The sequence below is a fragment of the Rhodoferax sp. LS1P39 genome (genome assembly GCF_056521425.1).
The window spans coordinates 301,551-325,901 of record NZ_JBWMAV010000003.1 but is presented as its reverse complement, the minus strand read 5'-3'; the positions used below and the strand labels follow the sequence as shown (position 1 = coordinate 325,901).

Here is a 24,351-nt window from a genome sequence, read left to right as displayed (position 1 = left end):
CTCAGCGCCCTACCGACGACGCGTGTAGGCAAATAGCAGCGGCGGCGGCCACGTTCAGCGACTCTTCGCCGCCCGGCTGGCCAATGCGTACCGACACTTTGGCGCGCGCCAGCAGGGCCGCGCCCACGCCCTGCCCTTCGTGGCCCATGGCCCAGGCGCAGGGGTACGGCAGCACCTGGTCTTGCAGCAGCGCACCCTGGTGGGAGCTGGTAACGACCAGCGGCACGGTCAGGGCATCCAGCGCATCCGGCTCTAGGCCTTCGATCAGGCGCAGGCCGAAATGCGCACCCATGCCTGCGCGCAATACCTTGGGACTCCACAGCGCTGCCGTGCCTTTGAGGGCGATAATCTGCTTGAACCCAAACGCCCCAGCGCTGCGCAGGATGGAGCCCACATTACCGGCATCCTGCACCCGGTCGAGGATGACGCTGGCCGCCGCCGGGTCCAGCGTAGCGGTGGCGGGCAAATCGACCACAAAGCCCATGGGCGCGGGCGACTCCAGGCTGCTGAGGTCGGCCAACAGCGCATCTTTGATGACTATGGTTTTAGTAGCTGCTCTCGCCCATTCCATGGGCGCTAGAAGCCAAAAAGACTCTGAAAAAATCGCCATGGCAGGCTTCCAGCCCCGGGCCAGCGCCGCCCGGCACAGGTGGTCGCCTTCCAGCCACACGCGGCCCTGCTTGCGGTAGGCAGTGCTGTCTTGCGACAGGCGGCGCAGCTCCTTGAGCAGCGGGTTGTCGCGCGACTGGATGTGGGTGATGGGGTCGGAGCTCATGCCAGCACCGCCGTCACAGGAGCGAAAGTTTTGCGGTGCAGCGGGCAAGCCCCATGCGCCTGCAGCGCCGCCAGGTGCGCTGCCGTGCCGTAGCCCTTGTGCCCGGCAAACCCATACTGCGGGTAGTCGGCATCCACCTGGGCGCACCAGCGGTCGCGGGTCACCTTGGCCAGGATGGACGCAGCGGAAATCGCCGGTACCAGGGCATCGCCCTGGACGATGGCCTCGCTGGTCATGGCCAGCACCGGCACGCGGTTGCCGTCCACCAGCACGTGGCCGGGCTTGAGGCGCAGGCCCAGCACGGCGCGCTGCATGGCCAGCATGGTGGCTTGCAGGATATTCAAACGTTCGATTTCTTCCACGCTGGCCTCGGCGATCGAGCAGCACAGGGCTTTGGCGAGGATTTCGTCATACAGCTGGGCGCGGCGCTTGGCGGTGAGCTTTTTGGAATCGGCCAGGCCCGCAATCGGCTGGCGCTCATCCAGGATCACGGCGGCGGCCACCACCGGCCCGGCCAGCGGGCCGCGCCCGGCCTCGTCCACCCCGGCCACCAGGCCCCGAATGGGCCAGGTCAACTCAGCTTGCACGGGTGGCGATAATTTTTTGGATGGCATCGGTGGCTAACTGGGCGGTGTCGCGCTGCAGGCTGTGGTGCAGCGCGGTGAATGTAGCTTCAAGGGCCGCGATTCTCGCAGACGCTGCAGGCGCCAACCACTGCAGGCAGGCATCGGCCAGGGCCTGGGGCGTGGCCGCGTCCTGCAGCAACTCGGGCACCACGAAGTCGCGGCACAGAATATTGGGCAGGCCCACCCAGGGCTGGAGCTGTTTGCGCTGCATCAGCCGCCACGAAAACCAGTGCATGTTGTAGGCAATCACCATGGGCCGCTTGAACAGCGCCGCCTCCAGCGTGGCCGTGCCGCTGGCGATCAGCGTCATATCGCAGGCGGCCAGCACGGTGTGCGACTGGCCCACCACGATCTGGATGCGCCCGGCCATGCCCGCCTCGACCGCCAGGGCCTCGATCTGCGTGCGCAGCGTGGGCACGGCGGGCACTACAAATTTAATAGCTAGTCGTGCTTGTTGAATAAGCGCTGCAGCCTGAAAGAACTTTAAAGCCAGGTATTTGATTTCCGACTGGCGGCTGCCGGGCAGGATGGCGACCACGGTGTCCTCCGCTGCCAGCCCCAGCGTCTGCCGTGCGGCGGCGCGGTCGGGCTGCAAGGGGATCACATTGGCCAGCGGATGGCCCACGTAGGTGGCGGCAATGCCGTGCTGGGCCAGCAGCTCAGGCTCGAACGGGAAGATGCACAGCACGTGGTCGGCGGCGCGGCGGATTTTTTCCACCCTGTCCGCGCGCCAGGCCCAGATGGACGGGCAGACAAAGTGCACGGTGGGGATGCCCTGCGCTTTCAGCGCCGCTTCCAGCCCCAGGTTGAAGTCGGGTGCGTCCACACCGATGAACACACTGGGCCGCTCGCGCAGCAGCCGTTCACGCAGTTGCTTGCGAATGTCCAACAGCTCCCACAGGCGGCGAAACACATCCATGTTGTAGCCATGCACCGCCAGCCGCTCGCTGGGCCAAAGCGCCTGGAAGCCGCGCCGGGCCATCTGCGGGCCGCCAATGCCGCTGGCCTGCAGTGCGGGCCAGCGGGCCCGCAGGCCGTCTAGCACCAGGCCTGCGAGCAAGTCGCCAGAGGCCTCTCCGGCCACCATGGCGACGCGGGGATCGGACATCAGCGGGCGATGCCGCTGACGGAAGTGGCGAGGAAGTCGTCCATCAAGGCAATATCGGCTGCCGCCTCAGGAGCATCCAAGGCCTGGATGGCGGTACGCGCCTCGTCCAGGGTCTTGCCCTGGCGGTAGAGCAGCTTGTGCATTTCGCGGATGGCCTTGAGGCGGGCATCCGAAAAATCGCGCCGCTTCAGGCCCACCAGATTCACGGCACGCACCGCCAGCGGGTTGCCGTCCACCACCATGAAGGGCGGCACGTCCTTGCCGATGTGGCTGGCAAAGCCCACCATGGAATGCGCGCCGATGCGCATGCGCTGCAGCACGCCGGTCAGGCCGCCCACGGTCGCCCAGTCGCCTACCTGCACGTGGCCCGCCAGGGTGACGCTGTTGGCCATGGTGATCTGGTCGCCCAGCAGGCAGTCGTGCGCAATGTGCACGTAGGCCATGATCCAGTTGTCGCTGCCGATGCGGGTTACGCCCGCGTCTTGCACCGTACCCAGGTTGAAAGTGCAAAACTCGCGGATGGTGTTGCGGTCGCCAATCACCAGCTCGGTGGGCTCGCCCGCGAACTTCTTGTCCTGCGGGTCGGCCCCGAGGGAGTTGAACTGGAAAATGCGGTTATCCCGGCCAATGGTGGTGTGGCCCTGGATGACGCAGTGCGGCCCCACGGTGGTGCCCGCGCCGATTTTCACGTGCGGGCCCACCACCGTGTAAGGGCCTATGCTGACCGATCCATCCAGCTGCGCGGACGGATCAACCAGGGCGGTGGCGTGGATGGTGGTCACAAGCGCAAACCTTAGGCAATGGTGCGCATGGCACAGGTCAGCTCGGCCTCCACCGCCAGCTCATCGCCCACGGTGCCCTTGCCCTTGAACTTGAAGATGCCGGACTTCATGCGCACCAGCTCCACGTCCAGCATCAGCTGGTCGCCGGGTTCGACCGGGCGCTTGAAACGGGCATTGTCGATGGCGGCAAAGTAGTACACGGTGTCGTCGCTGGGCGATTTGTCGAGTGCATCAAAGGCCAGCAAGGCAGCGGCCTGGGCCAGTGCTTCGAGCATCAGCACACCGGGCATGACCGGGCGGCGCGGAAAGTGGCCCTCGAAAAACGGCTCGTTGATGGTGACGTTCTTGAAGGCCCGGATGGACTTGGATTTTTCGATGCTCAGCACCCGGTCCACCATCAGGAAGGGATAGCGGTGCGGCAGTTGCTTGAGGATTTGGTGGATGTCCATCATGGTGTTTCAGGGCTCTGTTGGCGTTGTTCTAAAGTTTTCTCGACCGCTTTCAGACGGTCGCGCAGGCTGTGCAACTGCTTGAGGGAGGCGGCATTTTTTTCCCACTTGGCGTTGTCGTCAATCGGGAACATGCCGGTGTAGTGGCCGGGCTGGGTGATGGAGCGGGTGGCCACGGTGCCCGCCGAGATGTTGACGTGGTCGGCCAGGGTCAAATGCCCCAGCACAATCGCGCCACCACCCACGGTGCAGTGCGCGCCGATGTGGGCGCTGCCCGCCACGCCGACGCAGCCCGCCATGGCGGTATGGGCACCCACGAAGACGTTGTGGCCGATCTGGATCAGATTGTCGAGCTTTACGCCGTCGGAGATCACCGTGTCATCCAGTGCGCCCCGGTCGATGCAGGTATTGGCACCAATTTCCACATCGTTGCCGATGCGCACCGCGCCGAGTTGCTCGATTTTTTCCCAGGCCCCGGCGTTGGGCGCAAAGCCAAAGCCGTCGGCACCGATCACCACGCCCGCGTGCAGCAGGCAACGCGCACCGATGCGGCAGTCCTCGCCCACCGTGACACGCGACTTGAGTACCGTGTCGGCACCGATGTGCGCCCCACGTTCGACCACGCACAGCGGGCCAATACGGGCGCTGGGGGCTATCTGGGCACTGGGGTCTATCACGGCACTGGGGTGGATGGCTGGGCCGCCAGGTGCGGGCCGCTGGCGCTTCCAGAGCTGGGTGACTTTGGCAAAGTACAGGTAGGGCGCATCGGCCACGATGCAGGCACCGCGCGCCAGGGCCATCTCGGCCTGGGCCGGGCCCACGATCACGCAAGCGGCCTGGGAGTGGGCCAGTTGCTGCTGGTATTTAGGGTTGCTGAGAAAAGCCAGTTGCGACGGACCCGCCGACTCCAGCGGGGCGATGCCGTCGATCGACAGCTCCGCATCTCCGTGCAACACCCCCCCGAGGGCTTCCACTATCGCGCCTAGACGCAGCGCCATGCTGGAGTCCTCTGCTGGGTTTACTTGGCGGGAACGGCGTTCAAGGCCTTGATGACCTTGTCTGTGATGTCGTACTTGGGATTGATGTACACGGCTTCTTGCAGCACAGCATCGTACTTTTCAGTTTCAGCCACTTGCTTGATCACCTTGTTGGCTTTGTCCAGCACCTGCTGCAGCTCTTCGTTCTTGCGGGAATTCAGGTCTTCCTGGAATTCACGGCGCTTGCGCTGGAAGTCGCGGTCCTGGTCGACCAGCACCTTCTGGCGCGAGGTGCGCTGGCTTTCAGCCAGGGTGGAAGCTTCGCGTTCGAACTTGTCGGAGGCGGTTTTCAAAACCGTTCCGGCATCGCTGAGTTCTTTTTCACGCTTGGCAAATTCCTGCTCCAACTTGGCCTGGGCTGCCTTGGCAGCGGCAGACTCACGGAAGATACGGTCGGTATTGACGAACCCGACGCGGAACTCGTCCGCCTGCGCATGGGCAGACAGGAGCATGGCTCCGAACAAAATGCCGGACCCGAATTGGCGTAGAAAGTTCTTCATTAGAAAGACGTACCTATTTGGAATTGCAAGGATTGGATTCTATCGCCAGCAAACTTGCGGATGGGCTTGGCATAGGCCAAACGCAAGGGGCCGACGGGTGAAATCCAGCTCAGGCCCACACCGGCCGAGGCCCGCATTTCGCCGAAGCGGATTTTTTCATTTTCACCGTACACATTGCCTACGTCGGCGAAGGCAAACATACGCAGGGTTCGGTCGTTGCCCGCACCGGGGAATGGCGACTGGATTTCGGTGTTCAGGGTGAATTTCTTGGGGCCGCCAATCACCGAGCCGGTCACGTCGCGCGGGCCCAGGGTGCCCTGCTCAAAGCCACGCACCGAACCCAGACCACCGCCGTAGAAGTTCTTGAAAACCGGGAAAGGCCGACCGCCCAGGCCCTTGCCAAAACCCACTTCGCCGTTGAAGGCCAGCGTGAACTGCTTGGTCAGGGGAATGTACTGCTGGTACTGGTAGTTGGCGCGCAGGTAATGCGCATCGCCAAACAACCCGGCTTCGGTGTTGAGGCGCTGGTAGACACCCGTGCTCGGGGCCAGGGTGCTGTCGCGGTCGTCGCGCGACCAGCCGATGGTCAACGGAACCGCCAGGCTGGTGTAGCCAAACTCTTCGGCATAGGCCAGGTAGGCGGCCGGGATGTTGGTGCCCGGCTTGATGGTGGTGCGCTCCAGGCTGCCACCAAAATACACCGTGTCCAACTCGCTGAACGGCACGCCAAAGCGCAGACCTGCGCCCTGGGTCACCAGCTCGTAGTTGCCGCCCTGGTCGTTATAGGGCTTGGTGGCGCGGTGGAAGATGTCGATCGAGCGCGAAATACCGCCGTCGGTGAAGTACGGATCGACCGTGCTGACCACCACCACCTGGTTGAACTTGCTGGTGTTGACTTCCAGGCCCAGGTAATTGCCCGAACCAAAGGCGTTTTCCTGCTTGATGCTGAACGACAGCGAGAGCTTGTCGGCGCTGGAAAAACCGGCTCCTATCTGGATGCTGCCGCTGGATTTTTCTTCCACGTTCACCTGCACATCCACCTGGTCGGGCGAACCGGCCACGTCCTGCGTCTCCACGTTGACTTCCTTGAAGAAGCCCAGGCGGTCTACCCGGTCACGCGACAACTTGATCTTGTCACCGTCGTACCAGGACGATTCCAGTTGGCGGAATTCGCGGCGGATGACTTCGTCGCGGGTGCGGCTGTTGCCGGCCACGTTGACCTTGCGCACATAGGCGCGGCGCGAGGGCTCGGCCTGCATCACCAGGGCTACGCGGTTGGTGGTGCGGTCGATTTCGGGCTTGGCCTCGACCTGGGCAAAGGCAAAGCCGAAGCTGCCGAAGTTGTCTTTGAAGGCCTTGGTGGTCTTGGCCACCAGGTCGGCGTTGTAGGCCTCGCCGGGCTTGATGCTGACCAGCGACTTGAACTCGTCGTCCTTGCCCAGGTAATTGCCTTCCAGACGCACCGCCGACACCACGAAACGCTCGCCTTCGGTCACGTTGATGGTGACCGACATGCTTTGCTTGTCGGGCGAAATCGCCACCTGGGTGGAGTCCACCTTGAACTCCAGGTAGCCGCGCGACAGGTAGTAGGAGCGCAGGGTTTCGATGTCGGCGTTGAGCTTGGCGCGGGTGTAGCGGTCGGACTTGGTGTACCAGCTGAGCCAACCACCGGTGTCCAGCTCGAACTGGTTGCGCAGCGTGGATTCGCTGAAGGCCTTGGCACCGACGATGCGGATGTCCTGTATCTTGGCGGGCTCGCCCTCGGTGATTGTGAAGGTCAGGTTGACGCGGTTGCGCTCCACCGGGGTCACCGTGGTTTGCACTTCGGCGGCATACAGGCTCTTGTTGATGTACTGGCGCTTGAGTTCTTGCTCGGCACGGTCGGCCAGGGCTTTGTCGAACGGGCGGCCATCGGTGAGGCCCACGTCGCGCATGGACTTCTTCAGCGCGTCCTTGTCGAACTCTTTGGAGCCCACAAACTCGACATCGGCAATCGTGGGGCGCTCTTCCACCACCACCACCAGCACGTCGCCGCTGACTTCCAGGCGCACGTCCTTGAACAGGCCCAGGGCAAACAGGGTGCGGATGGCCGCAGAGCCCTGGTCGTCGTTGTAGGTATCGCCCACCCGGAACGGCAAGGACGCAAAGACAGTGCCCGGCTCCACGCGCTGCAAACCTTCGATACGGATGTCGCGCACAGCGAAAGGAGTGACGGCCCAGGCCGTGTTGGCAGCCAGCACCAGCGCCACAGCAGCCGACAAGGTACGCAGGCGAAAGCTATTAAAGTGATTTTTCATGGAATGTGGTGGGACTGGAACCGCGCCAGGCGGCAAGTCGGGTGAATATTAGCCAAACAGGCGGTGGACATCGTTAAACAGTGCAATGGACATCATCAACAACAGCACTGCACCGCCTCCGCGCTGCAAGCGTTCCATCCAGGCATCGGATACGCGTTTGCCTGTGACAGCCTCCCAAAGATAATACAACAGGTGCCCACCGTCCAAAATCGGGATCGGCAGCAGGTTCAAGACCCCAAGACTAACGCTGATCAGGGCCAAAAATACCAGGTACTGGGTAAAGCCCAGGCTGGCCGACTTGCCTGCGTACTCGGCCACCGACAGGGGGCCGCTCAAATTCTTGATGGAAGCCTCGCCCACCACCATGCGGCCGATCATGCGCAGGGTCAGGCCCGACACTTCCCAGGTGCGCTCCACGCCACGCCACAGGCCGTCCCACGGGCCGTAGCGCACGGTCAGCATCTCGGGCATGGCCCCCACAAAGGCGTTGATCCGGCCAATCGACTGCAGGCCGTCGGGCATGACATCCGGGGTGACGGTCAGGTCGAGCCGCTGGCCGCCGCGGTCGATCTGCCAGACCTGCGCCAGCGCCTGCCCGCCCGACAAGGAGCCGCGGATGGTGTCGCGCAGCTGCTGGCCGTCCACGATGGGCTTATTGCCTACCCGCAACACCAGGTCGCCGCTGCGCAGACCGGCACGGGCACCTGCGCCCTCAGGCTTGACCTCGCCCAGCTCCGGGCGCGTCCAGGGACCGAGCACACCGATGGTGCGAAACAGCTGGGCATCGGCTTCCTGGACGTTCAGCGGGGCCAGGGCCATGACCACTTCGCGCCGGGCTCCCTGGGCGGACGTTGCCAGCTCCAGGCGCACGTCGCGGTTGTCCAGCGCGCCCCGGGTCAGCAGCCAGCGCAATTCGTCAAACGAGGCCACATCTTCCAATGCTTCACCGTCCCAGCCCGCACGGGTCACGGTCTCGCCACCCTGGATACCGGCGACCTCGGCCACCGAGCCGATGGTGGGGCTGGCCAGAATGGCTTTGGGCTCCTCCACCCCGCTCCAGTTGACCAGCGCGTACAGCAGCACCGCCAGCAGCAGGTTCGCCGCCGGGCCGGCCGCTACGATGGCCGCGCGCTTGGGCAAAGACTGGGTGTTGAAGGCCAGATGGCGCTCTTCGGCTGCCACCGGCGCTTCGCGCTCGTCCAGCATCTTCACGAAGCCACCCAGCGGAAAGGCGCTGATGACAAATTCGGTCGGCGAGCCCTTGGGTTGCCAGCGCAATACCGTCTGGCCAAAGCCGATGGAGAACTTCAGCACCTTGACCCCGCAGGCCACGGCCACCCGGTAATGGCCGTACTCGTGCACCGCAATCAGCAAAGCCAGTGCAACGATGAAAGCGACGATGGTCAGCATGGCTGTCCTTGGTTCAAAGGGTCAGACGGGATGCGGTCTGCTGCGCCACGGCGCGGGATTCTGCATCCAACGCCAGCAAATCTTCCAGCGTCTGCGGCTTGGAGGGGCTGACGGCCGCCAAAGTTGCAAGATTGATCGCATGGATCTGGTCAAAACGGATACGCCGGTCCAAAAAGGCCGCCACCGCCACCTCGTTGGCCGCGTTCAGCACCGCGCAGGTGCCCGAAGGCGCACGCAGGCTCTCCCAGGCCAGTTGCAGGCAGGGAAAGCGCTGGAAATCCGGCACCTCGAAGGTCATGGCCGCCATTTGGGAAAAATCCAGCCGCGCCGTGCCGCTCTCGATGCGCTCGGGCCAGGACAGGCCGTAGGCAATCGGCACCCGCATGTCGGGCGTGCCCAACTGGGCCATCACCGAGGCGTCGTGGAACTGCACCATGGAATGGATGATTTGCTGCGGATGGATCACCACCTCGATCTGCTCGGGGGCCACGCCAAACAGGTATTTGGCCTCGATCACTTCCAGCGCCTTGTTCATCATGGTGGCCGAATCCACCGAGATCTTGCGGCCCATGGCGAAGTTGGGGTGGGCGCAGGCCTGCTCGGGGGTCACGTCGCGCAGCGTGGCCGGGTCGCGGGTACGGAACGGGCCGCCCGACGAGGTCAGCATGATCTTCTCGATACGCCGGGGCCACACCGCCGGGTCTTCGGGCAGCGACTGGAATACCGCCGAATGCTCGCTGTCGATGGGTAACAGCAAGGCCCCGCCCTGCTTCACCGCCGCCAAAAACACCTCGCCACCCACCACCAACGCCTCTTTGTTGGCCAGCAGCAGGCGTTTGCCCGCACGGGCCGCGGCCAGGCACGGAGCCAGGCCCGCTGCGCCGACGATGGCCGCCATGACCGCATCGACCTCGGGATGCGACGCTACCATTTCAATAGCTTCTTGCGCCGATAGAACAAGCGTGGAAAGGCTATTTTGCTTAATTTTTTCGGCCAGCAGTTCGGCATGCTGCGGGCTGGCCATCACCGCGAAACGGGGCTTGAACTGCGCGCATTGCTGCAGCATCAGGTCTACCTGGGTGGCGGCGGTCAGGGCGAACACCGCAAACCGGTCCGGGTGGCGCGACACCACGTCCAGCGTGCTGGTGCCCACCGAGCCAGTGGATCCCAAAATCGTCAAATTCTGTTTCATGCTTGCAGCCTAGCCGACGATGGATACCAGCATCATGGCCAGCGGCAGGGTGGGCAACAGCGCATCCACCCGGTCCAGCACGCCACCATGGCCGGGCAGCAGGCCGCTGCTGTCTTTGACCCCGGCGCTGCGCTTGATCAGTGACTCCACCAAATCCCCCACCACACTCATGGCCGCCATGAACAGCGCGGCCACCAGCAGCAAAATACCGCTGTGCTGCGCCAGCCGGGTGTACAGGCTGGCGACAGGGGAGGCCCAGGCCGCATCGGCCCAGACCCACGCACCCGCCAGCACCAGCACGCCCAGCATGCCGCCGCACACACCTTCCCAGCTTTTACCGGGGCTGATGGCGGGGGCGAGCTTGTTTTTGAAGAACTTCGTGCCGAAAGCCCGGCCCGCGAAGTAGGCCCCGATGTCGGCCACCCACACCAGCAGCAGCACCGACAGCAAAAAGTTGGTGCCAATCACCCGAGCCTGGCAAATCGCCAACCACGCCAGCCACAAGGCGGCAAAGCCGACCAGTCCGCGCACGATCTTGTCGATGTTCGCCCAGCCGCTCACACCGTTGCGCAGCAGCCAGCCGCCGACCAGCACCCAGGCTGCACCGGCGATGGTCCACAGCGTGGGCGTGCGGGCCGTCAGCAGGCCCATGATCCACGACAACAGGCAGGCAAACACCATGGCCATGGCCAGCGCCACCGACTTGGGCTGCGACATGCCGTTCATGCGGCCCCACTCCCAGGTGGCGGCAGCAATCGCGATGATGGCCAGCAGGCACAGCGGCTCGGGGGCGGGATAGAACAACGCAGGCAAAAGTATGGCCAGCAAAACCAGGGCCGTGATAACGCGTTGCAGCAGCATGGATAAGCCTCAGGAGGACGGGTCGGCGGCGGCAGGTGCGACCTGGGCCGAGGTTTTGCCAAATCGGCGCTCGCGGCTGTTGTAGACGGCAATCGCCTCGTCCAGCGCGGCTTCGTCAAATTCGGGCCAGAGCTTGTCGCTGAACACCAGCTCGGAATAGGCCGTTTGCCAGAGCAGGAAGTTGCTGATGCGGAACTCGCCGCCGGTGCGGATCAGCAGGTCCGGGTCGGGCGAATGGGCCAGGGCCATGGCGCGGTCCATGCTTTTTTCGGTGATGGGCTCGCCGCTGGCCGCCAGTTTTTGCGCCGCCTGGGTGATGTCCCAGCGGCCACCGTAGTTGAAGCAGATGTTGAGCACCAGCTTGCGGTTACCCGAGGTTTCTTTTTCGGCTTCGAGCAGGCCGTTGCGCACCTTGTCGGACAGGGCCGACAGATTGCCCACGAAATGCAGTTGCGCGCCATTGGCCTTGAGCTTGACCACCTCTTTGGCCAACACGCTGACCATCAGCGACATCAGGCCCGAAACCTCGTCCGCCGGCCGGTCCCAGTTTTCGGACGAGAACGCAAACACGGTCAATACGCCTACATCCCGGTCCAGGCAGGCCTGCACGCAGCGGCGCAACGCATCCACGCCCTGGTGGTGCCCGGCCAGGCGCGGCATGAAGCGCCGGTTGGCCCAACGGCCATTGCCATCCATGACGATAGCGATGTGGTGCGGAACGGGGGTAGCCATCGGCGCAGACAGGCCTAGACGGCCATGATGTCGGCTTCTTTCGCGACGACCAGTTGATCGACTTCGGCGATGTGACGGTCGGTGATCTTTTGGACTTCGGCTTCGGCGCGCTTTTGGTCGTCTTCCGAAGCCAGTTTGTCTTTCACCAACTTTTTGATGGCTTCGTTGGCATCACGGCGCACGTTGCGCACGATGATCTTGGCGCTTTCGCCTTCGGTGCGGGCCAGCTTGGTGAGTTCCTTGCGGCGCTCTTCGCTCATGGCGGGCATGGGCACGCGGATCAGGTCGCCCATGGAGGCGGGGTTCAGGCCCAGGTGGCTGTCGCGGATGGCCTTTTCGACCTTGGCCGCCATGCTCTTTTCCCAGGGCTGCACGCCGATGGTGCGCGAGTCGATCAGCGACACGTTGGCCACCTGGCTGATGGGCACCATGGAGCCGTAGTAATCGACATGCACGGTGTCGAGCAAACCGGGATTGGCGCGGCCGGTGCGGATCTTGGACAGGTTGTTTTTGAAAGCCACGATGGACTGTTCCATCCGGGCCTGCAAATTGGTTTTAACGTCGGCGATAGTCATTTGGATGCTCCTCAGTAGTCCGTATCAAGCGTGGACCAGGGTACCTTCGTCTTCACCCATCACCACGCGTTTCAGCGCACCGTGTTTGAAGATCGAGAACACCTTGATCGGCAGCTTCTGGTCGCGGCACAGCGCAAAAGCGGTCGCGTCCATGATGCCCAGATTCTGCGACATCGCCTCATCGAACGTCAGCGTGGTGTAACGGGTCGCGCTGGGGTCTTTCTTGGGGTCGGCGGTGTAGACACCATCGACCTTGGTGGCCTTGAGCACGATCTCGGCACCGATCTCGGCACCGCGCAGGGCCGCAGCCGTGTCGGTGGTGAAAAACGGGTTGCCGGTACCGGCGGCAAACACCACCACCTTGCCCTCTTCCAGGTACTGCAAGGCCTTGGGGCGCACATAGGGCTCGACCACCTGGTCGATGGCAATGGCCGACATGACGCGGGCGGTCAGGCCGGCCTTGTTCATGGCATCGGCCAGGGCCAGCGCGTTCATCACCGTGGCCAGCATGCCCATGTAGTCAGCGGTGGCGCGGTCCATACCGACCGAGCCGCCCGCCACGCCGCGAAAAATATTGCCGCCGCCAATCACCACCGCCACCTGCACCCCCAAACGGGTGATCTCGGCAACCTCTTCGACCATGCGCACGATGGTGTCGCGGTTGATACCGAACTGGTCGTCACCCATCAACGCCTCCCCCGACAGCTTGAGCAAAATGCGCTTGTAGGCTGGTTGGGCTTGGGTCATGGGAGAGGTCCTCGTAATGGTGGAAAAGTGGCTAATGGTAGGGGCAAAATAGGTCAGTTAGGACTTACGCAAGTTCCCCCTGTAAGCCCAAAGGGCGATACAGGGGCGATGCGTAAGTCCTATCAGTACTGCGTCAGATGGATCAGGCCGTAGCCTTGGCAGCGGCCACTTGGGCAGCTACTTCGGCAGCGAAATCGTCGACCTTCTTCTCGATGCCTTCACCCACCACAAACATCGTGAATGCCTTCACGGTGGTGCTGGTGGCCTTGAGCATCTGCTCTACCGTTTGCTTGTCGTTCTTGACGAAAGACTGGTTGAACAAGGAGACTTCCTTCAGGTACTTTTGGACGCCGCCTTCGATGCGCTTGGCAACGATTTCGTCGGACTGCACCGGCTTGCCAGCGGCCACAGCCACGGCTGCGTCTTCGGCGGCCTTGGCGGTTGCCACCGAGCGCTCTTTGGCGATCAGGTCGGCAGGCACGTCGGCGCTGGACAAGGCCACGGGCTTCATGGCAGCAATATGCATGGCCACGTCTTTGGCAGCCACGTCGTCGCCTTCAAACTCGACCACCACGCCAATGCGCGTGCCGTGCAGGTAACCGGCCAGCTTGGCACCGCTGCTGAACTGCTTGAAGCGGCGGAAGGTCATGTTTTCGCCGATCTTGCCGATCAGGCCCTTGCGCACATCTTCCAGGGTGGGGCCGAAACCGTCCTGGGCATAAGCCAGGGCGCTCAGGGCGGCCACGTCGGCAGGGTTGTTCTTGGCGATCAGTTCAACCGCGCCCTGGGCCAGTGCCAGGAAGCTGTCGTTCTTGGTCACGAAGTCGGTTTCGCAGTTGACTTCGAGCAGAGCTCCGGTGGTGCCGTCAAAGTAGCTGGTGACCACGCCTTCGGCGGTGATGCGCGAAGCGGCCTTGCCCGCCTTGCTACCCAGCTTGACGCGCAGCAGCTCTTCGGCCTTGCCCATGTCGCCTTCGGCTTCGGTCAGTGCTTTTTTGCACTCCATCATGGGGGCGTCGGTCTTGCCACGCAGTTCAGCGACCATGCTTGCGGTAATTGCAGCCATATTTTTCTCCGTCTTAACGTCTTAAATTAGTAAAAAAAAGGGGGCTTGCGCCCCTCTTTGATCGCGGCAGTGCGCCGCGCCATGGGGAACGCTTAGGCTGCAGCAGCCTCGTTCACTTCCACGAATTCGTCGGCGCTTTCAGCAGCAGCCACAGCCTTGACCACGTCATTGCCAGCGCTGTTGCGGCCTTCGATGATCGCGTCGGCGATGCCACGGGCGTACAGAGCGACAGCCTTGGAGGAGTCGTCGTTGCCAGGGATCACGTAGTCGATGCCTTCTGGGGAATGGTTGGTGTCGACCACGCCGATCAGCGGGATGCCCAGCTTGCGGGCTTCGAGGATGGCGATCTTGTGGAAGCCCACGTCGATCACGAAGATCGCGTCAGGCAGGGTGACCATATCCTGGATGCCACCGATGTCTTTTTCCAGCTTGACCATTTCGCGGGCGAACATCAGCTGTTCTTTCTTGCTCATCGCGTCCAGACCGGCTTCTTGCTGGATCTTCATGTCTTTCAGACGCTTGATCGAGGTCTTGACGGTCTTGAAGTTGGTCAGCATACCGCCGAGCCAGCGCTGGTCGACGTACGGCACACCGGCGCGGGCAGCTTCACCGGCGACGATTTCGCGGGCTTGGCGCTTGGTGCCGACCATCAAAATAGTGCCACGGTTGGCGGTCAGTTGCTTGGCAAACTTGGCCGCTTCCTGGAACATCGGCAGCGATTTTTCCAGGTTGATGATGTGGATCTTGTTACGGTGACCGAAGATGAACGGGGCCATCTTGGGGTTCCAGAAACGGGTTTGGTGACCAAAATGGACACCGGCTTCGAGCATTTCGCGCATGTTGACGGACATGGTATTTTCCTTAAGGTTGCGTCTAAAATTCAGTCCGATTTGCCGCTGGTATGTAAAAAATACGACAGGGCAACACCTTGAATGGACTGGTTTGCGATTTGTTCTACCAGAGCAGTCAAAACGCCGTTTGACCGATCAGCAAAACCCAAGGAGTCTAGCACACTCCTACCCACCAGCATGCGCCCAGACCTGACCTCCACTCTCCAGTCCCTGCACGCCGGGCACACCACTTCGGCGGCAGAGATGGCCCGATCCATCGCCATCGCCCAGTCGTCCGCCTGCCGCAATGCCTTTTTGCAAACCCGATTCGACACGGCCCAAGCCCAGGCAACGCAGGCCAACCCGGCCAGCCCGCTGGGTGGCCTGGCGGTGTCGGTAAAAGACCTGTTCGACGTGGCCGGTGAAATAACTACCGCTGGCTCGCAGGTCCTGGCCAGCCATGCGCCCGCCGGGGCGGACAGCCCGGCCGTGTCCCGGTTGCGGGCGGCCGGTGGCGGCATCCTGGGCCGCACCAATATGACGGAGTTTGCCTTCTCGGGTGTGGGCGTGAACCCGCATTTCGGCACCCCTGCCGCCTGGGATGGGCGCTACGACCAGGCCGCCGGTGCGCGCATCTATGGCGCGGTGCCCCGGATTCCGGGCGGCTCGTCATCCGGCGCGGCGGTGTCGGTGGCCACCGGGGCAGCCTTCATAGCGCTGGGTTCGGACACGGGCGGCTCGATCCGCATCCCGGCGGCGCTGAACGGCATCGTCGGCTTCAAAAGCACCGCCCGCCTGGTGCCCACATCCGGCGCGGTGCCGCTGTCTACCACGCTGGACACGGCCTGCGCCCTGACCCGCAGCGTGCGCGACGCGGTGCTGGCGCATGAAATCCTGGCCCAGCGCCAGGTGGTGCGCAGCGCCGCGCCGCTGTCCAGCTACCGGCTGGCGGTGGCGCGCAGCGGCTTTCTGGACAGCATGGACCATACCGTGGCCCACGCCTTCGAGCGCAGCCTGCAGCGCCTGCGCGATGCGGGCGCAACCCTGGTGGATATCCCGCTGGAAGAAGTGCGCGAACTGCATGCCATCCAGGCCACCGGCGGCTTTTCGGCAGTCGAGGCCTACATCTGGCACCGTCCGCTGCTGGCGCGCGGCCCCCATGTGCGCGCCGCATACGATCCGCGCGTGCTGGCCCGCATCGATCGCGGTGCGCACATGCGCGCCTTTGAGTACGCCGAACTGGTTGCTGCCCGCGCCGCATGGGTCACCAAAATGGAAGCCGCGCTGCAAGGCTTTGATGCCGTGCTGTCCCCCACGGTGCCCACCGTTGCCGCGCCCATCGCCAATGTGGCGCCGGGCGTGGAGCGCGACGATGCCTTCTTCCACACCAACGGCCTGCTGTTGCGCAACCCCAGCGTCGTCAACATGCTGGACGGCTGCGCCATTTCCGTGCCCTGCCACACCGCCGATGAATTGCCTGTTGGCCTGATGCTCTGGCACGCTGCAATGCACGACGACACCCTGTTGAACCTGGCTTTGCACGCCGAGGCTACACTACAGTTTTAATAGCTGCTCACGCTCACTCCATGAGCACGGGCGGCATTTTTCTTATAAATCTAGGGTTTGCATGTTGTTTGAGAAGATGCGGGTGTTTGCCGCATGAAGGTCGCTGTCATTGGCGCAGGTGTGGTGGGTGTCAGCACCGCGTACGAGCTGGCCGCCGACGGCCACCAGGTCACCGTTTTTGAGCGCCGCAGCGCGGCCGCCGAAGAAGCCAGCTTTGCCAACGCGGGCCTGCTCACCCTGGGCACCGCCCTGCCCGGCCCGGCCTCCGGCATGCTCGGCACCCTGCTGCAAGGCCTGTTCAGCCGCAACGCCCCCATCCAACTCGGCTGGGGCCTGACCGGCAGCGAACTGGCGTGGCTGTGGAAGCAGCGGCGCGCGCAACAACCCGCCACCTACCAGGAGCACCACGCCCGGCTGCAGCGCCTGGCCGGGTACAGCGCAGAACGCCTGCAAGCCCTGACCCACCACCTGCACCTGGATTACGACCGCAGCGAGGGCAGCCTGCTGCTGCTGCGCACCGCCAAAGAGTTGGCCCAGGCCCAGCCCGGCCTGCAATGGCTGCGCGAAGCGGGTGTGGCCTGGCAGCAACTCGATGCCGAAGCCGCCCAGCGGCACGAGCCCGCCCTGAACGCCGACACCCCGCTGGCCGCCGCCATCCACCTGCCCGGCGATGCCGTGGGCAACTGCCGCCAGTTCACCATGCAGCTCAAAGCGGTGGCCCAGCAGCTCGGCGTGGCATTTGAGTTCAATCGCACGGTAGCGCTTATAGAACCAGCGCCAGCAGCTACGGTATCTATAGCAAATGAGTCCACGCCGCGCCGCTTTGACGCGGTGGTGGTCTGCGCTGGCGTCGCCTCGGCGGCGCTGCTGCGGCCGCTGGGCGTGCAGATTCCGCTTGCGGCGGTGGCGGGCTACTCGCTATCCGCCGCCATCCGTGAACCCCTGAACGCCCCGGTCAGCGCAGTAGTGGATGGCCAGCACCAGATCTCCATTGCCCGCATGGGCCAGCGCGTGCGCGTGGCGGGTGGCATGGCCATCGGCAGCCGCACCGACACCAAAGACCCTGCCACCATCGCCCGCCTCTACAAAGTGCTGTACGACTGGTTCCCCGGCGCAGCCCAGCTCGCCAGCAACGTACAGATCTGGAAAGGCACCCGCCCCACCCTGCCCGACGGCAGCCCGCTGATCGGCCCCAGCGGCCAGCCCGGTATCTGGCTGAACCTGGGCCATGGCGCGTACGGCTGGGCTCTGGCCAGCGGCAGCGCCCGCGCCACCGCCGACCTGGTGGCAGGCCGCGTGCCCGAGGTGGACATGGAAGGCCTGGGGCTGGAGCGCCTGCGGCACTAAAACCGCACAATCGGGCCATGCACCGCATCACTCCTGACCGCGCCCACCCCCTGTTCGACACCGCCGCCACGCGTCGCACCGAGCAGGCCGCCATGGCCAGCCTGCCGCCCCACACGCTGATGCAGCGCGCCGGGCTGGCCGTGGCCCGGCTGGCTATGGCACTGGCCCCGCATGCGCGTACCGTGTGGATCGCCTGCGGCCCCGGCAACAACGGCGGCGACGGGCTGGAGGCCGCCACCCAGCTGCATCTGCGCGGGAAATCTGTAGTAGTAACCTGGCTGGGCACAGAGGCCAGCGCCCCCACCGACAGCCTGGCCGCCCTGGCCCGCGCCCGGGCGGCAGGCGTGCCTTTCGCCGATGCGCCGCCCACCGGTCTGACTGCCCAGGACCTGTGCATCGACGCACTTCTGGGCATTGGCAGCAGCCGCGCCCCGGCGGGCACCATGGCCGCGTGGATCAGCACCATGAACGCCAGCTCCGCCCAGACGTTAGCCATCGACCTGCCCACCGGGCTGCAGGCCGATACAGGCAGTTTTGCTATTCAATCCGTAGCTGGTAGCGCCGATGGAATAAGCGCCAGCAGCATAATTGATGCCCAAAATACTTTATGCCTTCTTAGCCTGAAGCCCGGCCTGTTCACCGGCCATGGCCGCGACACCGCAGGCCAGGTGTGGTTGGACGACCTGGGCATCACCACGGCCCATGCACCCACCGCCCAGCTGGTCGGCGCACCGGTGTCGGCCAGCCGCACCCATGCCAGTCACAAAGGTAGCTATGGCGATGTGGCCATCCTCGGCGGCGCGCCGGGCATGGCCGGTGCCGCCCTGCTGGCCGCCAGCGCCGCACTGCACACGGGGGCCGGGCGCGTGTTTGTGGGCCTGCTGGACGGCGGCAGCCTGGGCGTACACCCGCAGCAGCCCGAGCTAATGTTCCGCGCCCCCAGCGCCCTGGCCTTGCACGCGCTGGCCGTCGTCTGCGGCTGTGGCGGCGGCGAAGCGGTGCGCGCCCTGCTGCCCCGGGTGCTGGCCGAGGCGGCCCGGCTGGTGCTGGATGCCGACGCGTTGAACGCCATCGCCGCCGACACCGCCCTGCAAGCCCAGTTGCGCACCCGCGCCGCCCAGGGCCTACCCACGGTGCTCACCCCGCATCCGCTGGAAGCCGCCCGCCTGCTGGGCTGCAGCACCACCCAGGTCCAGGCCGACCGGCTCACAGCCGCTCAGCAACTGGCCGACCGTTTCGCCTGCGTGGCGGTGCTGAAAGGTTCGGGCACGGTCATCGCCGCGCCTAGCCAGGTGCCTTGCATCAACCCGACGGGCAATGGACGGCTGGCAACCGCGGGAACGGGAGATGTGTTGGCCGGGATGGTCGGTGCCCGGCTGGCGATGGGCCAGTACGCGGTGGTGGCCGCCTGCGAGGCGGTGTTTGCACACGGCCAGGCGGCAGACGATTGGCCCGCGGGCCAGCCGCTGACGGCCAGCGCGCTGGCGCGAACCTAACCCCGACCGACGAAGGGCATCTTGGTGGCCATCACCGTGTGGAACAGCACGTTGGCCTCCGGCGGCAGGCTGTCCATATAGAGCACCGACTTGCCGACGATGGCCACGTCCATCACCGGCTCCACCACCAGTTCGCCATTGGGCTGCAGAACGCCGGTGCGCATGCGCTGGGTCATATCGGTGGCGGCGTTGCCAATGTCGATCTGGCCCACGGCGATGTTGTATTTGCGGCCATCCAGCGCCGCGGCCTTGGTCATGCCGCGAACGCCATGCTTGGTGGAGGTGTAGGCAATCGAATTGGGGCGCGGCGTGGTGCTGGAGATGGAGCCGTTATTGATGATGCGACCGCCCTGCGGGCTTTGCGCCTTCATCACCCGAAACGCCTGCTGGATGCACAAAAACATGCCGGTGAAGTTCACGTTCACCACGCTCTGCCACTGGGCCAAAGTCAGGTCTTCCAGCAGCACGGCGGGCGTGCCCGTGCCAGCGTTGTTGAACAGCAGATCGACCCGGCCAAACCGGGCCACCGCCGCTTCGAACAAGGCCTGTACGGCGGCGGGGTCGGTCACGTCGGTGGGCACGGCCAGCGCACGCTCGGCGGCACCGGACTCCAGCGCCACCGCTTGCAAGGCTTCGGCACGGCGGCCCGCCAATGCAACGCGGTAGCCATCGGCCAGCAGCGCCAGGGCGACGGCGCGGCCAATACCGCTGCCTGCGCCAGTGACGATGGCGACTTTGGAAGGGGTCTGCATGGTCTGGCTTCCTTTAGCGGCGGGTACGGGTTTTCTTCTTGGCCGCGCCGCCCTTGGTGGGAGGCTTGCCTGCGGCGGGGGCCTGGATGGGGCCGCGCTCGGCGTGGTCGCGGTCGCGCGGGGCACCACCACCACCGGCCTTGCGGCCAGAACGCTTGGCCGGGGCGGGCTCGGAGCGGCCAGGGCCTTCGCGCTGCAAGCCCTTGTCTTTCATGGCGCGGTTGACCAGCTCTTCGCCTTCGCGGATCAAGCGGAAGTCGATCTTGCGGCCATCCAGGTCCACGCGGCTCACCTGGACCTGCACGCGGGTGCCGATGGCGTAGCGGATGCCGGTGCGCTCGCCGCGCAGCTCCTGGCGGGCTTCGTCGAACTTGAAGTACTCGCCACCCAGCTCGGTGATGTGCACCAGGCCTTCAACGTACATCGCGTCCAAGGTAACGAAGATGCCGAAGCCAGTGGCGGCGGTGACCGTGCCACCGAACTCCTCGCCCAGGTGCTCGCGCATGTATTTGCACTTCAGCCAGGCTTCCACGTCGCGGCTGGCCTCGTCGGCACGGCGCTCGTTGGCACTGCAGTGCAGGCCCGCCGCCTGCCAGGCCAGCGTTTCGGGGCTGACCTTCTTGATCTTCATGTCGGGCTCGCCGACCTTGCCTTGCAGCTTGGAGGCCGCGCCCTTGCTCAAGCGTTTGGCCAGCTTGGCATGTGCCTCGCCGGGGGTCGGCAAGGTGGGCAACTGGTACTTGCGGTGCGCCAGAATGGCCTTGATGACGCGGTGCACCAGCAAGTCGGGGTAGCGCCGGATCGGGCTGGTGAAGTGGGTGTAGGCATCAAACGCCAGCCCGAAATGCCCGCCATTCGTGGGCGTGTAAATCGCCTGCTGCATGGAGCGCAGCAGCATGGAGTGGATTTGCTGCGCGTCGGGCCGGTCTTTGGTGGCGTTGGCAATGGCCTGGAATTCGCCGGTTTTAGGGTCGTCGCTGATCGACATACCCACGCCGGTGGCCTTCAGGTAGTTGCGCAGCATTTCGATTTTTTCGGGCGTGGGGCCTTCGTGCACGCGGAACAGGCCAGGGTGCTTGCCTTGGGCGATGAAGTCGGCGCTGCAGACGTTGGCGGCCAGCATGGCCTCTTCGATCAGCTTGTGGGCCTCGTTGCGGGTGCGAGGCACGATTTTCTCGATGCGGCCACCTTCATCGCAGACGATTTGCGTCTCCACGGTTTCAAAGTCCACCGCGCCGCGCACCTTGCGGGCCACCAGCAAGGCGTGGTAGACATCTTGCAGGTTCAGCAGGTCGTTCACGCGGTCTTTGCGGCGCGTGGCTTCCGGGCCGCGGGTGTTGCCCAGAATCGCCGCCACTTCGGTGTAGGTGAAGCGCGCGTGGCTGAACATCACCGCCGGGTAGAACTGGTAGGCGTGCACATCGCCCTTGGCGGTGACCAGCATGTCGCAGACCATGCACAGACGTTCCACATCGGGGTTCAGCGAGCACAGGCCGTTGGACAGCTTCTCGGGCAGCATGGGAATCACGCGGCGCGGAAAGTACACGCTGGTGGCGCGGTCGTAGGCATCCACGTCGATAGCCGAGCCGGTGTCTACATAGTTGCTCACGTCGGCAATGGCCACCAACAGGCGCCAGCCCTTGCCGCGGCCCACCTTGGCGGGTTCGCAGTAAACGGCATCGTCAAAGTCGCGGGCATCTTCGCCGTCGATGGTGACCAGGGGCACGTCGGTCAGATCGACGCGGTTCTTTTTGTCCTGGGGGCGCACCTTGTCGGGCAGACTGCGGGCCAGGGCGATGCAGGCATCGGAGAAGATATGCGGCACATCGTATTTGCGCACCGCGATTTCGATTTCCATGCCGGGGTCGTCCACCTCGCCCAGCACCTCTTTGACGCGGCCCACGGGCTGGCCAAACAGCGCGGGCGGCTCGGTCAACTCGACCACCACCACCTGCCCGGCCTTGGCGCTGCCGATACCCGCCTTGGGAATCAACACATCCTGGCCGTAGCGCTTGTCTTCCGGGGCGACCAGCCAGATGCCACTTTCTTGTAGCAGGCGGCCAATGATGGGCTGGGGGGGCCGTTCGACAATTTCCAGAACCCGGCCTTCGGGGCGGCCTTTGCGGTCGCTGCGCACAATGTTGACCTTGACCCGGTCTTTATGCAGCACAGCACGCATTTCGTTAGAAGGCAGGTAAATGTCAGACTCGCCGTCGTCGCGCAGTACAAACCCGTGTCCATCGCGGTGACCCTGGATGGTGCCTTCGATCTCGTCCAGCAGGCCGCTGGTGTGGCTGGTCGTTTTGATAAGGTTTCTCTCTTTACAGACTGGAATGCCCAAAGGGTAGCAGAGCCGCAGCGTAGCCCAGAAAAATCCGATGATTTAGCAAGCCTTCGGCCTGCGGTTCAAAACCACCGTTTTTCCCATGTTATACTTTAACTCGTGGGCCCAGATGGCGAAATTGGTAGACGCACTGTGTTCAGGTCGCAGCGCCGCAAGGCGTGCTGGTTCGAGTCCAGTTCTGGGCACCACACCTTATCTTGAAAAAACCGCTGGTTATTTGGCGGTTTTTTTATGGTTAAAAATCTGCAAAATACCAATTGCAGACCGTGAGAGTTTCGTGGGCCCAGATGGCGAAATTGGTAGACGCACTGTGTTCAGGTCGCAGCGCCGCAAGGCGTGCTGGTTCGAGTCCAGTTCTGGGCACCACACCTTTCAAAGAAAAAGCCGCTAAGAAGTTAGCGGCTTTTTTTTGCCCGTTTTTTGGCTTGCCCGATGCGCATCGGGCAAGCCAGGCACAACCTAGATCGGCAGCGCCACCAGATCGTGGCCTTGCGTACCCACAATGCGGGCCTTGGTGAACTCACCCACCTTCAAGGTTTTGCTGATTTTCTCGGGCGGCAGCAGGCGCACGATGCCATCGATCTCGGGCGCGTCGGCGTAGCTGCGGCCAATACCACCCTTCTTGCCCATGCCGGGCGCGGAATCCACCAGCACCTGCATGGTCGCACCCACGCGCTTGAGCAACTTGGCCGCTGAAACTTCTTCGGCCACGGCCATGAAGCGGGCGCGGCGCTCTTCGCGCAGTTCGAACGGCAGCATGCCGGGAATGTCGTTGGCGGCCGCGCCGTCCACCGGGCTGTAGGCAAAGCAGCCTGCGCGGTCGATCTGGGCTTCGCGCATGAAATCCAGCAAATGCGCGAATTCTTCTTCGGTTTCGCCGGGAAAACCGGCGATGAAGGTACTGCGGATCACCAGCGAGGGGCAGGCTTCGCGCCAGCGCTGGATGCGCTCCAGGTTTTTCTCGCCGCTGGCCGGGCGCTTCATGCGCTTGAGTACATCGGGGTGGCTGTGCTGCAAAGGCACGTCCAGATATGGCAGCACGCGGCCCGTGGCCATCAGCGGGATGATCTCGTCCACGCTGGGGTACGGGTACACATAGTGCAGGCGCACCCAGGCACCGTAGGGCTCGGCGATATCGGCCAGGGTTTGCACCAGCTCCAGCATGCGGGTTTTGACAGGCTTGCCATCCCAGAAGCCGGTGCGGTACTTCACATCCACGCCATAGGCCGAGGTGTCCTGGCTGATCACCAGCAGCTCTTTCACGCCGCCTTCGAACAAGGCCTTGGCATCGCTGAGCACGTCGCCGATATTGCGCGACACCAAATCGCCGCGCATCGACGGGATGATGCAGAAGGTGCAACGGTGGTTGCAGCCTTCGCTGATCTTCAAATACGCGTAGTGCCGGGGCGTAAGCTTGATACCAGCGGTGCCAAATGCGTTGGGCACCAGATCCAGAAACGGATCGTGCGGCTTGGGCAGGTTGGCGTGGACGGCATCCATCACTTCTTGGGTGGCATGCGGGCCGGTCACGGCCAGCACGCTGGGGTGCATTTGCCGCACCAGGTTGCCGCCCGCATCGCCTGCCTTGGCACCCAGGCAGCCGGTGACGATGACACGGCCATTGGTGGCCAGGGCTTCGCCGATGGTGTCCAGGCTTTCCTTGACGGCATCGTCGATGAAACCGCAGGTATTGACGATCACCAGGTCAGCACCTTCAAAGGTCTTGGAGGTTTGGTAGCCTTCGGCGCTGAGCTGGGTGAGGATCAGCTCGGAGTCGGTCAAGGCCTTGGGGCAACCCAGGCTGACGAACCCGACTTTGGGTATTTTGGTAGGGGAAATTGCTTCGATCATCCCCGTAT

General features: G+C 64.0%; 23 protein-coding genes and 2 tRNA genes. 6 read left to right on the top strand and 19 right to left on the bottom strand.

Features of this window, described 5'->3' with window-relative positions:
• Position 1: 1 nt before the first annotated feature.
• The 16 genes from AC097O_RS08490 to rpsB all read right to left on the bottom strand — a co-directional run bounded on the left by AC097O_RS08490 (position 2) and on the right by rpsB (position 15,008).
• Complete coding sequence (locus tag AC097O_RS08490; protein ID WP_479592363.1) at positions 2-775, bottom strand: TrmH family RNA methyltransferase; 774 nt, start codon at positions 773-775, stop codon at positions 2-4.
• Positions 772-1,389 carry a ribonuclease HII gene (gene rnhB / locus AC097O_RS08485; protein ID WP_479592362.1) on the bottom strand — a complete coding sequence of 206 codons (618 nt, stop codon included), beginning with the start codon at positions 1,387-1,389 and terminating at the stop codon, positions 772-774. The genes AC097O_RS08490 and rnhB overlap by 4 nt, the downstream gene beginning before the upstream one ends.
• Positions 1,352-2,509: a lipid-A-disaccharide synthase gene (lpxB, locus tag AC097O_RS08480; protein WP_479592361.1), complete on the bottom strand. Its 1,158-nt coding sequence runs from the start codon at positions 2,507-2,509 to the stop codon at positions 1,352-1,354. Before lpxB ends, rnhB begins: the two co-directional genes overlap by 38 nt.
• Entirely contained in the window at positions 2,509-3,291 is a 783-nt protein-coding gene (gene lpxA, locus AC097O_RS08475) for an acyl-ACP--UDP-N-acetylglucosamine O-acyltransferase (protein WP_479592360.1), read from the bottom strand. The genes lpxB and lpxA overlap by 1 nt, the downstream gene beginning before the upstream one ends.
• A gap of 11 nt (positions 3,292-3,302) precedes the next feature.
• Complete coding sequence (gene fabZ, locus AC097O_RS08470) at positions 3,303-3,743, bottom strand: 3-hydroxyacyl-ACP dehydratase FabZ (RefSeq protein ID WP_295957720.1); 441 nt, start codon at positions 3,741-3,743, stop codon at positions 3,303-3,305.
• Complete coding sequence (gene lpxD, locus AC097O_RS08465) at positions 3,740-4,738, bottom strand: UDP-3-O-(3-hydroxymyristoyl)glucosamine N-acyltransferase (protein WP_479592359.1); 999 nt, start codon at positions 4,736-4,738, stop codon at positions 3,740-3,742. Before lpxD ends, fabZ begins: the two co-directional genes overlap by 4 nt.
• Before the next feature lie 20 nt (positions 4,739-4,758).
• Positions 4,759-5,277 carry an OmpH/Skp family outer membrane protein gene (locus AC097O_RS08460; protein ID WP_479592358.1) on the bottom strand — a complete coding sequence of 173 codons (519 nt, stop codon included), beginning with the start codon at positions 5,275-5,277 and terminating at the stop codon, positions 4,759-4,761.
• On the bottom strand, positions 5,277-7,574 hold the full coding sequence (bamA, locus tag AC097O_RS08455) for an outer membrane protein assembly factor BamA (protein WP_479592357.1): 2,298 nt from the start codon (positions 7,572-7,574) through the stop codon (positions 5,277-5,279). Before bamA ends, AC097O_RS08460 begins: the two co-directional genes overlap by 1 nt.
• 48 nt (positions 7,575-7,622) lie before the next feature.
• A complete protein-coding gene (gene rseP, locus AC097O_RS08450) occupies positions 7,623-8,984 on the bottom strand; it encodes an RIP metalloprotease RseP (RefSeq protein ID WP_479592356.1) in 1,362 nt (453 codons plus the stop codon).
• A 13-nt stretch (positions 8,985-8,997) separates the two neighbouring features.
• Positions 8,998-10,176 carry a 1-deoxy-D-xylulose-5-phosphate reductoisomerase gene (ispC, locus tag AC097O_RS08445; protein ID WP_479592355.1) on the bottom strand — a complete coding sequence of 393 codons (1,179 nt, stop codon included), beginning with the start codon at positions 10,174-10,176 and terminating at the stop codon, positions 8,998-9,000.
• 9 nt (positions 10,177-10,185) lie between these two features.
• Entirely contained in the window at positions 10,186-11,037 is an 852-nt protein-coding gene (locus AC097O_RS08440) for a phosphatidate cytidylyltransferase (protein WP_479592354.1), read from the bottom strand.
• A gap of 9 nt (positions 11,038-11,046) precedes the next feature.
• Positions 11,047-11,769 carry a polyprenyl diphosphate synthase gene (gene uppS / locus AC097O_RS08435; protein ID WP_479592353.1) on the bottom strand — a complete coding sequence of 241 codons (723 nt, stop codon included), beginning with the start codon at positions 11,767-11,769 and terminating at the stop codon, positions 11,047-11,049.
• Between the two features lie 14 nt (positions 11,770-11,783).
• On the bottom strand, positions 11,784-12,344 hold the full coding sequence (frr, locus tag AC097O_RS08430) for a ribosome recycling factor (RefSeq protein ID WP_367849125.1): 561 nt from the start codon (positions 12,342-12,344) through the stop codon (positions 11,784-11,786).
• Positions 12,345-12,368: 24 nt separating this feature from the next.
• Positions 12,369-13,091 carry a UMP kinase gene (pyrH, locus tag AC097O_RS08425; protein WP_315186191.1) on the bottom strand — a complete coding sequence of 241 codons (723 nt, stop codon included), beginning with the start codon at positions 13,089-13,091 and terminating at the stop codon, positions 12,369-12,371.
• 142 nt (positions 13,092-13,233) lie between these two features.
• Positions 13,234-14,157 (bottom strand): translation elongation factor Ts, encoded by a 924-nt coding sequence (gene tsf / locus AC097O_RS08420; RefSeq protein ID WP_315238140.1) that lies wholly within the window; start codon positions 14,155-14,157, stop codon positions 13,234-13,236.
• A gap of 92 nt (positions 14,158-14,249) precedes the next feature.
• Positions 14,250-15,008: a 30S ribosomal protein S2 gene (rpsB, locus tag AC097O_RS08415; protein WP_315186185.1), complete on the bottom strand. Its 759-nt coding sequence runs from the start codon at positions 15,006-15,008 to the stop codon at positions 14,250-14,252.
• 177 nt (positions 15,009-15,185) lie between these two features.
• Between rpsB and AC097O_RS08410 the strand changes: the two genes are divergently transcribed.
• From AC097O_RS08410 to AC097O_RS08400, 3 genes are all read left to right on the top strand, one after another.
• Positions 15,186-16,553: an amidase gene (locus tag AC097O_RS08410; protein WP_479592352.1), complete on the top strand. Its 1,368-nt coding sequence runs from the start codon at positions 15,186-15,188 to the stop codon at positions 16,551-16,553.
• Between the two features lie 93 nt (positions 16,554-16,646).
• The gene (locus tag AC097O_RS08405) at positions 16,647-17,900 is read left to right on the top strand and encodes an FAD-dependent oxidoreductase (protein ID WP_479592351.1); all 1,254 of its coding nucleotides are present in this window, start codon (positions 16,647-16,649) and stop codon (positions 17,898-17,900) included.
• Positions 17,901-17,917: 17 nt separating this feature from the next.
• Positions 17,918-19,396 (top strand): NAD(P)H-hydrate dehydratase, encoded by a 1,479-nt coding sequence (locus AC097O_RS08400; RefSeq protein ID WP_479592350.1) that lies wholly within the window; start codon positions 17,918-17,920, stop codon positions 19,394-19,396.
• Here AC097O_RS08400 and AC097O_RS08395 read toward each other — a convergent pair.
• Entirely contained in the window at positions 19,393-20,148 is a 756-nt protein-coding gene (locus tag AC097O_RS08395; RefSeq protein WP_479592349.1) for an SDR family oxidoreductase, read from the bottom strand. The genes AC097O_RS08400 and AC097O_RS08395 overlap by 4 nt on opposite strands.
• A gap of 13 nt (positions 20,149-20,161) precedes the next feature.
• Positions 20,162-22,429 carry a ribonuclease R gene (gene rnr / locus AC097O_RS08390; protein WP_479592401.1) on the bottom strand — a complete coding sequence of 756 codons (2,268 nt, stop codon included), beginning with the start codon at positions 22,427-22,429 and terminating at the stop codon, positions 20,162-20,164.
• Between rnr and AC097O_RS08385 the strand changes: the two genes are divergently transcribed.
• The 3 genes from AC097O_RS08385 (at position 22,310) to AC097O_RS08375 (ending at position 22,858) form a co-directional block, all read left to right on the top strand.
• Positions 22,310-22,588: a hypothetical protein gene (locus AC097O_RS08385; RefSeq protein WP_479592403.1), complete on the top strand. Its 279-nt coding sequence runs from the start codon at positions 22,310-22,312 to the stop codon at positions 22,586-22,588. The genes rnr and AC097O_RS08385 overlap by 120 nt on opposite strands.
• A gap of 7 nt (positions 22,589-22,595) precedes the next feature.
• Positions 22,596-22,680 (top strand) — tRNA-Leu (locus AC097O_RS08380).
• 93 nt (positions 22,681-22,773) lie between these two features.
• Positions 22,774-22,858: transfer RNA gene (locus tag AC097O_RS08375), tRNA-Leu, on the top strand.
• A 93-nt stretch (positions 22,859-22,951) separates the two neighbouring features.
• On the opposite strand, the gene rimO is transcribed toward AC097O_RS08375, so the two are convergent.
• The gene (gene rimO, locus AC097O_RS08370; RefSeq protein ID WP_479592348.1) at positions 22,952-24,343 is read right to left on the bottom strand and encodes a 30S ribosomal protein S12 methylthiotransferase RimO; all 1,392 of its coding nucleotides are present in this window, start codon (positions 24,341-24,343) and stop codon (positions 22,952-22,954) included.
• Between the last annotated feature and the right edge of the window lie 8 nt (positions 24,344-24,351).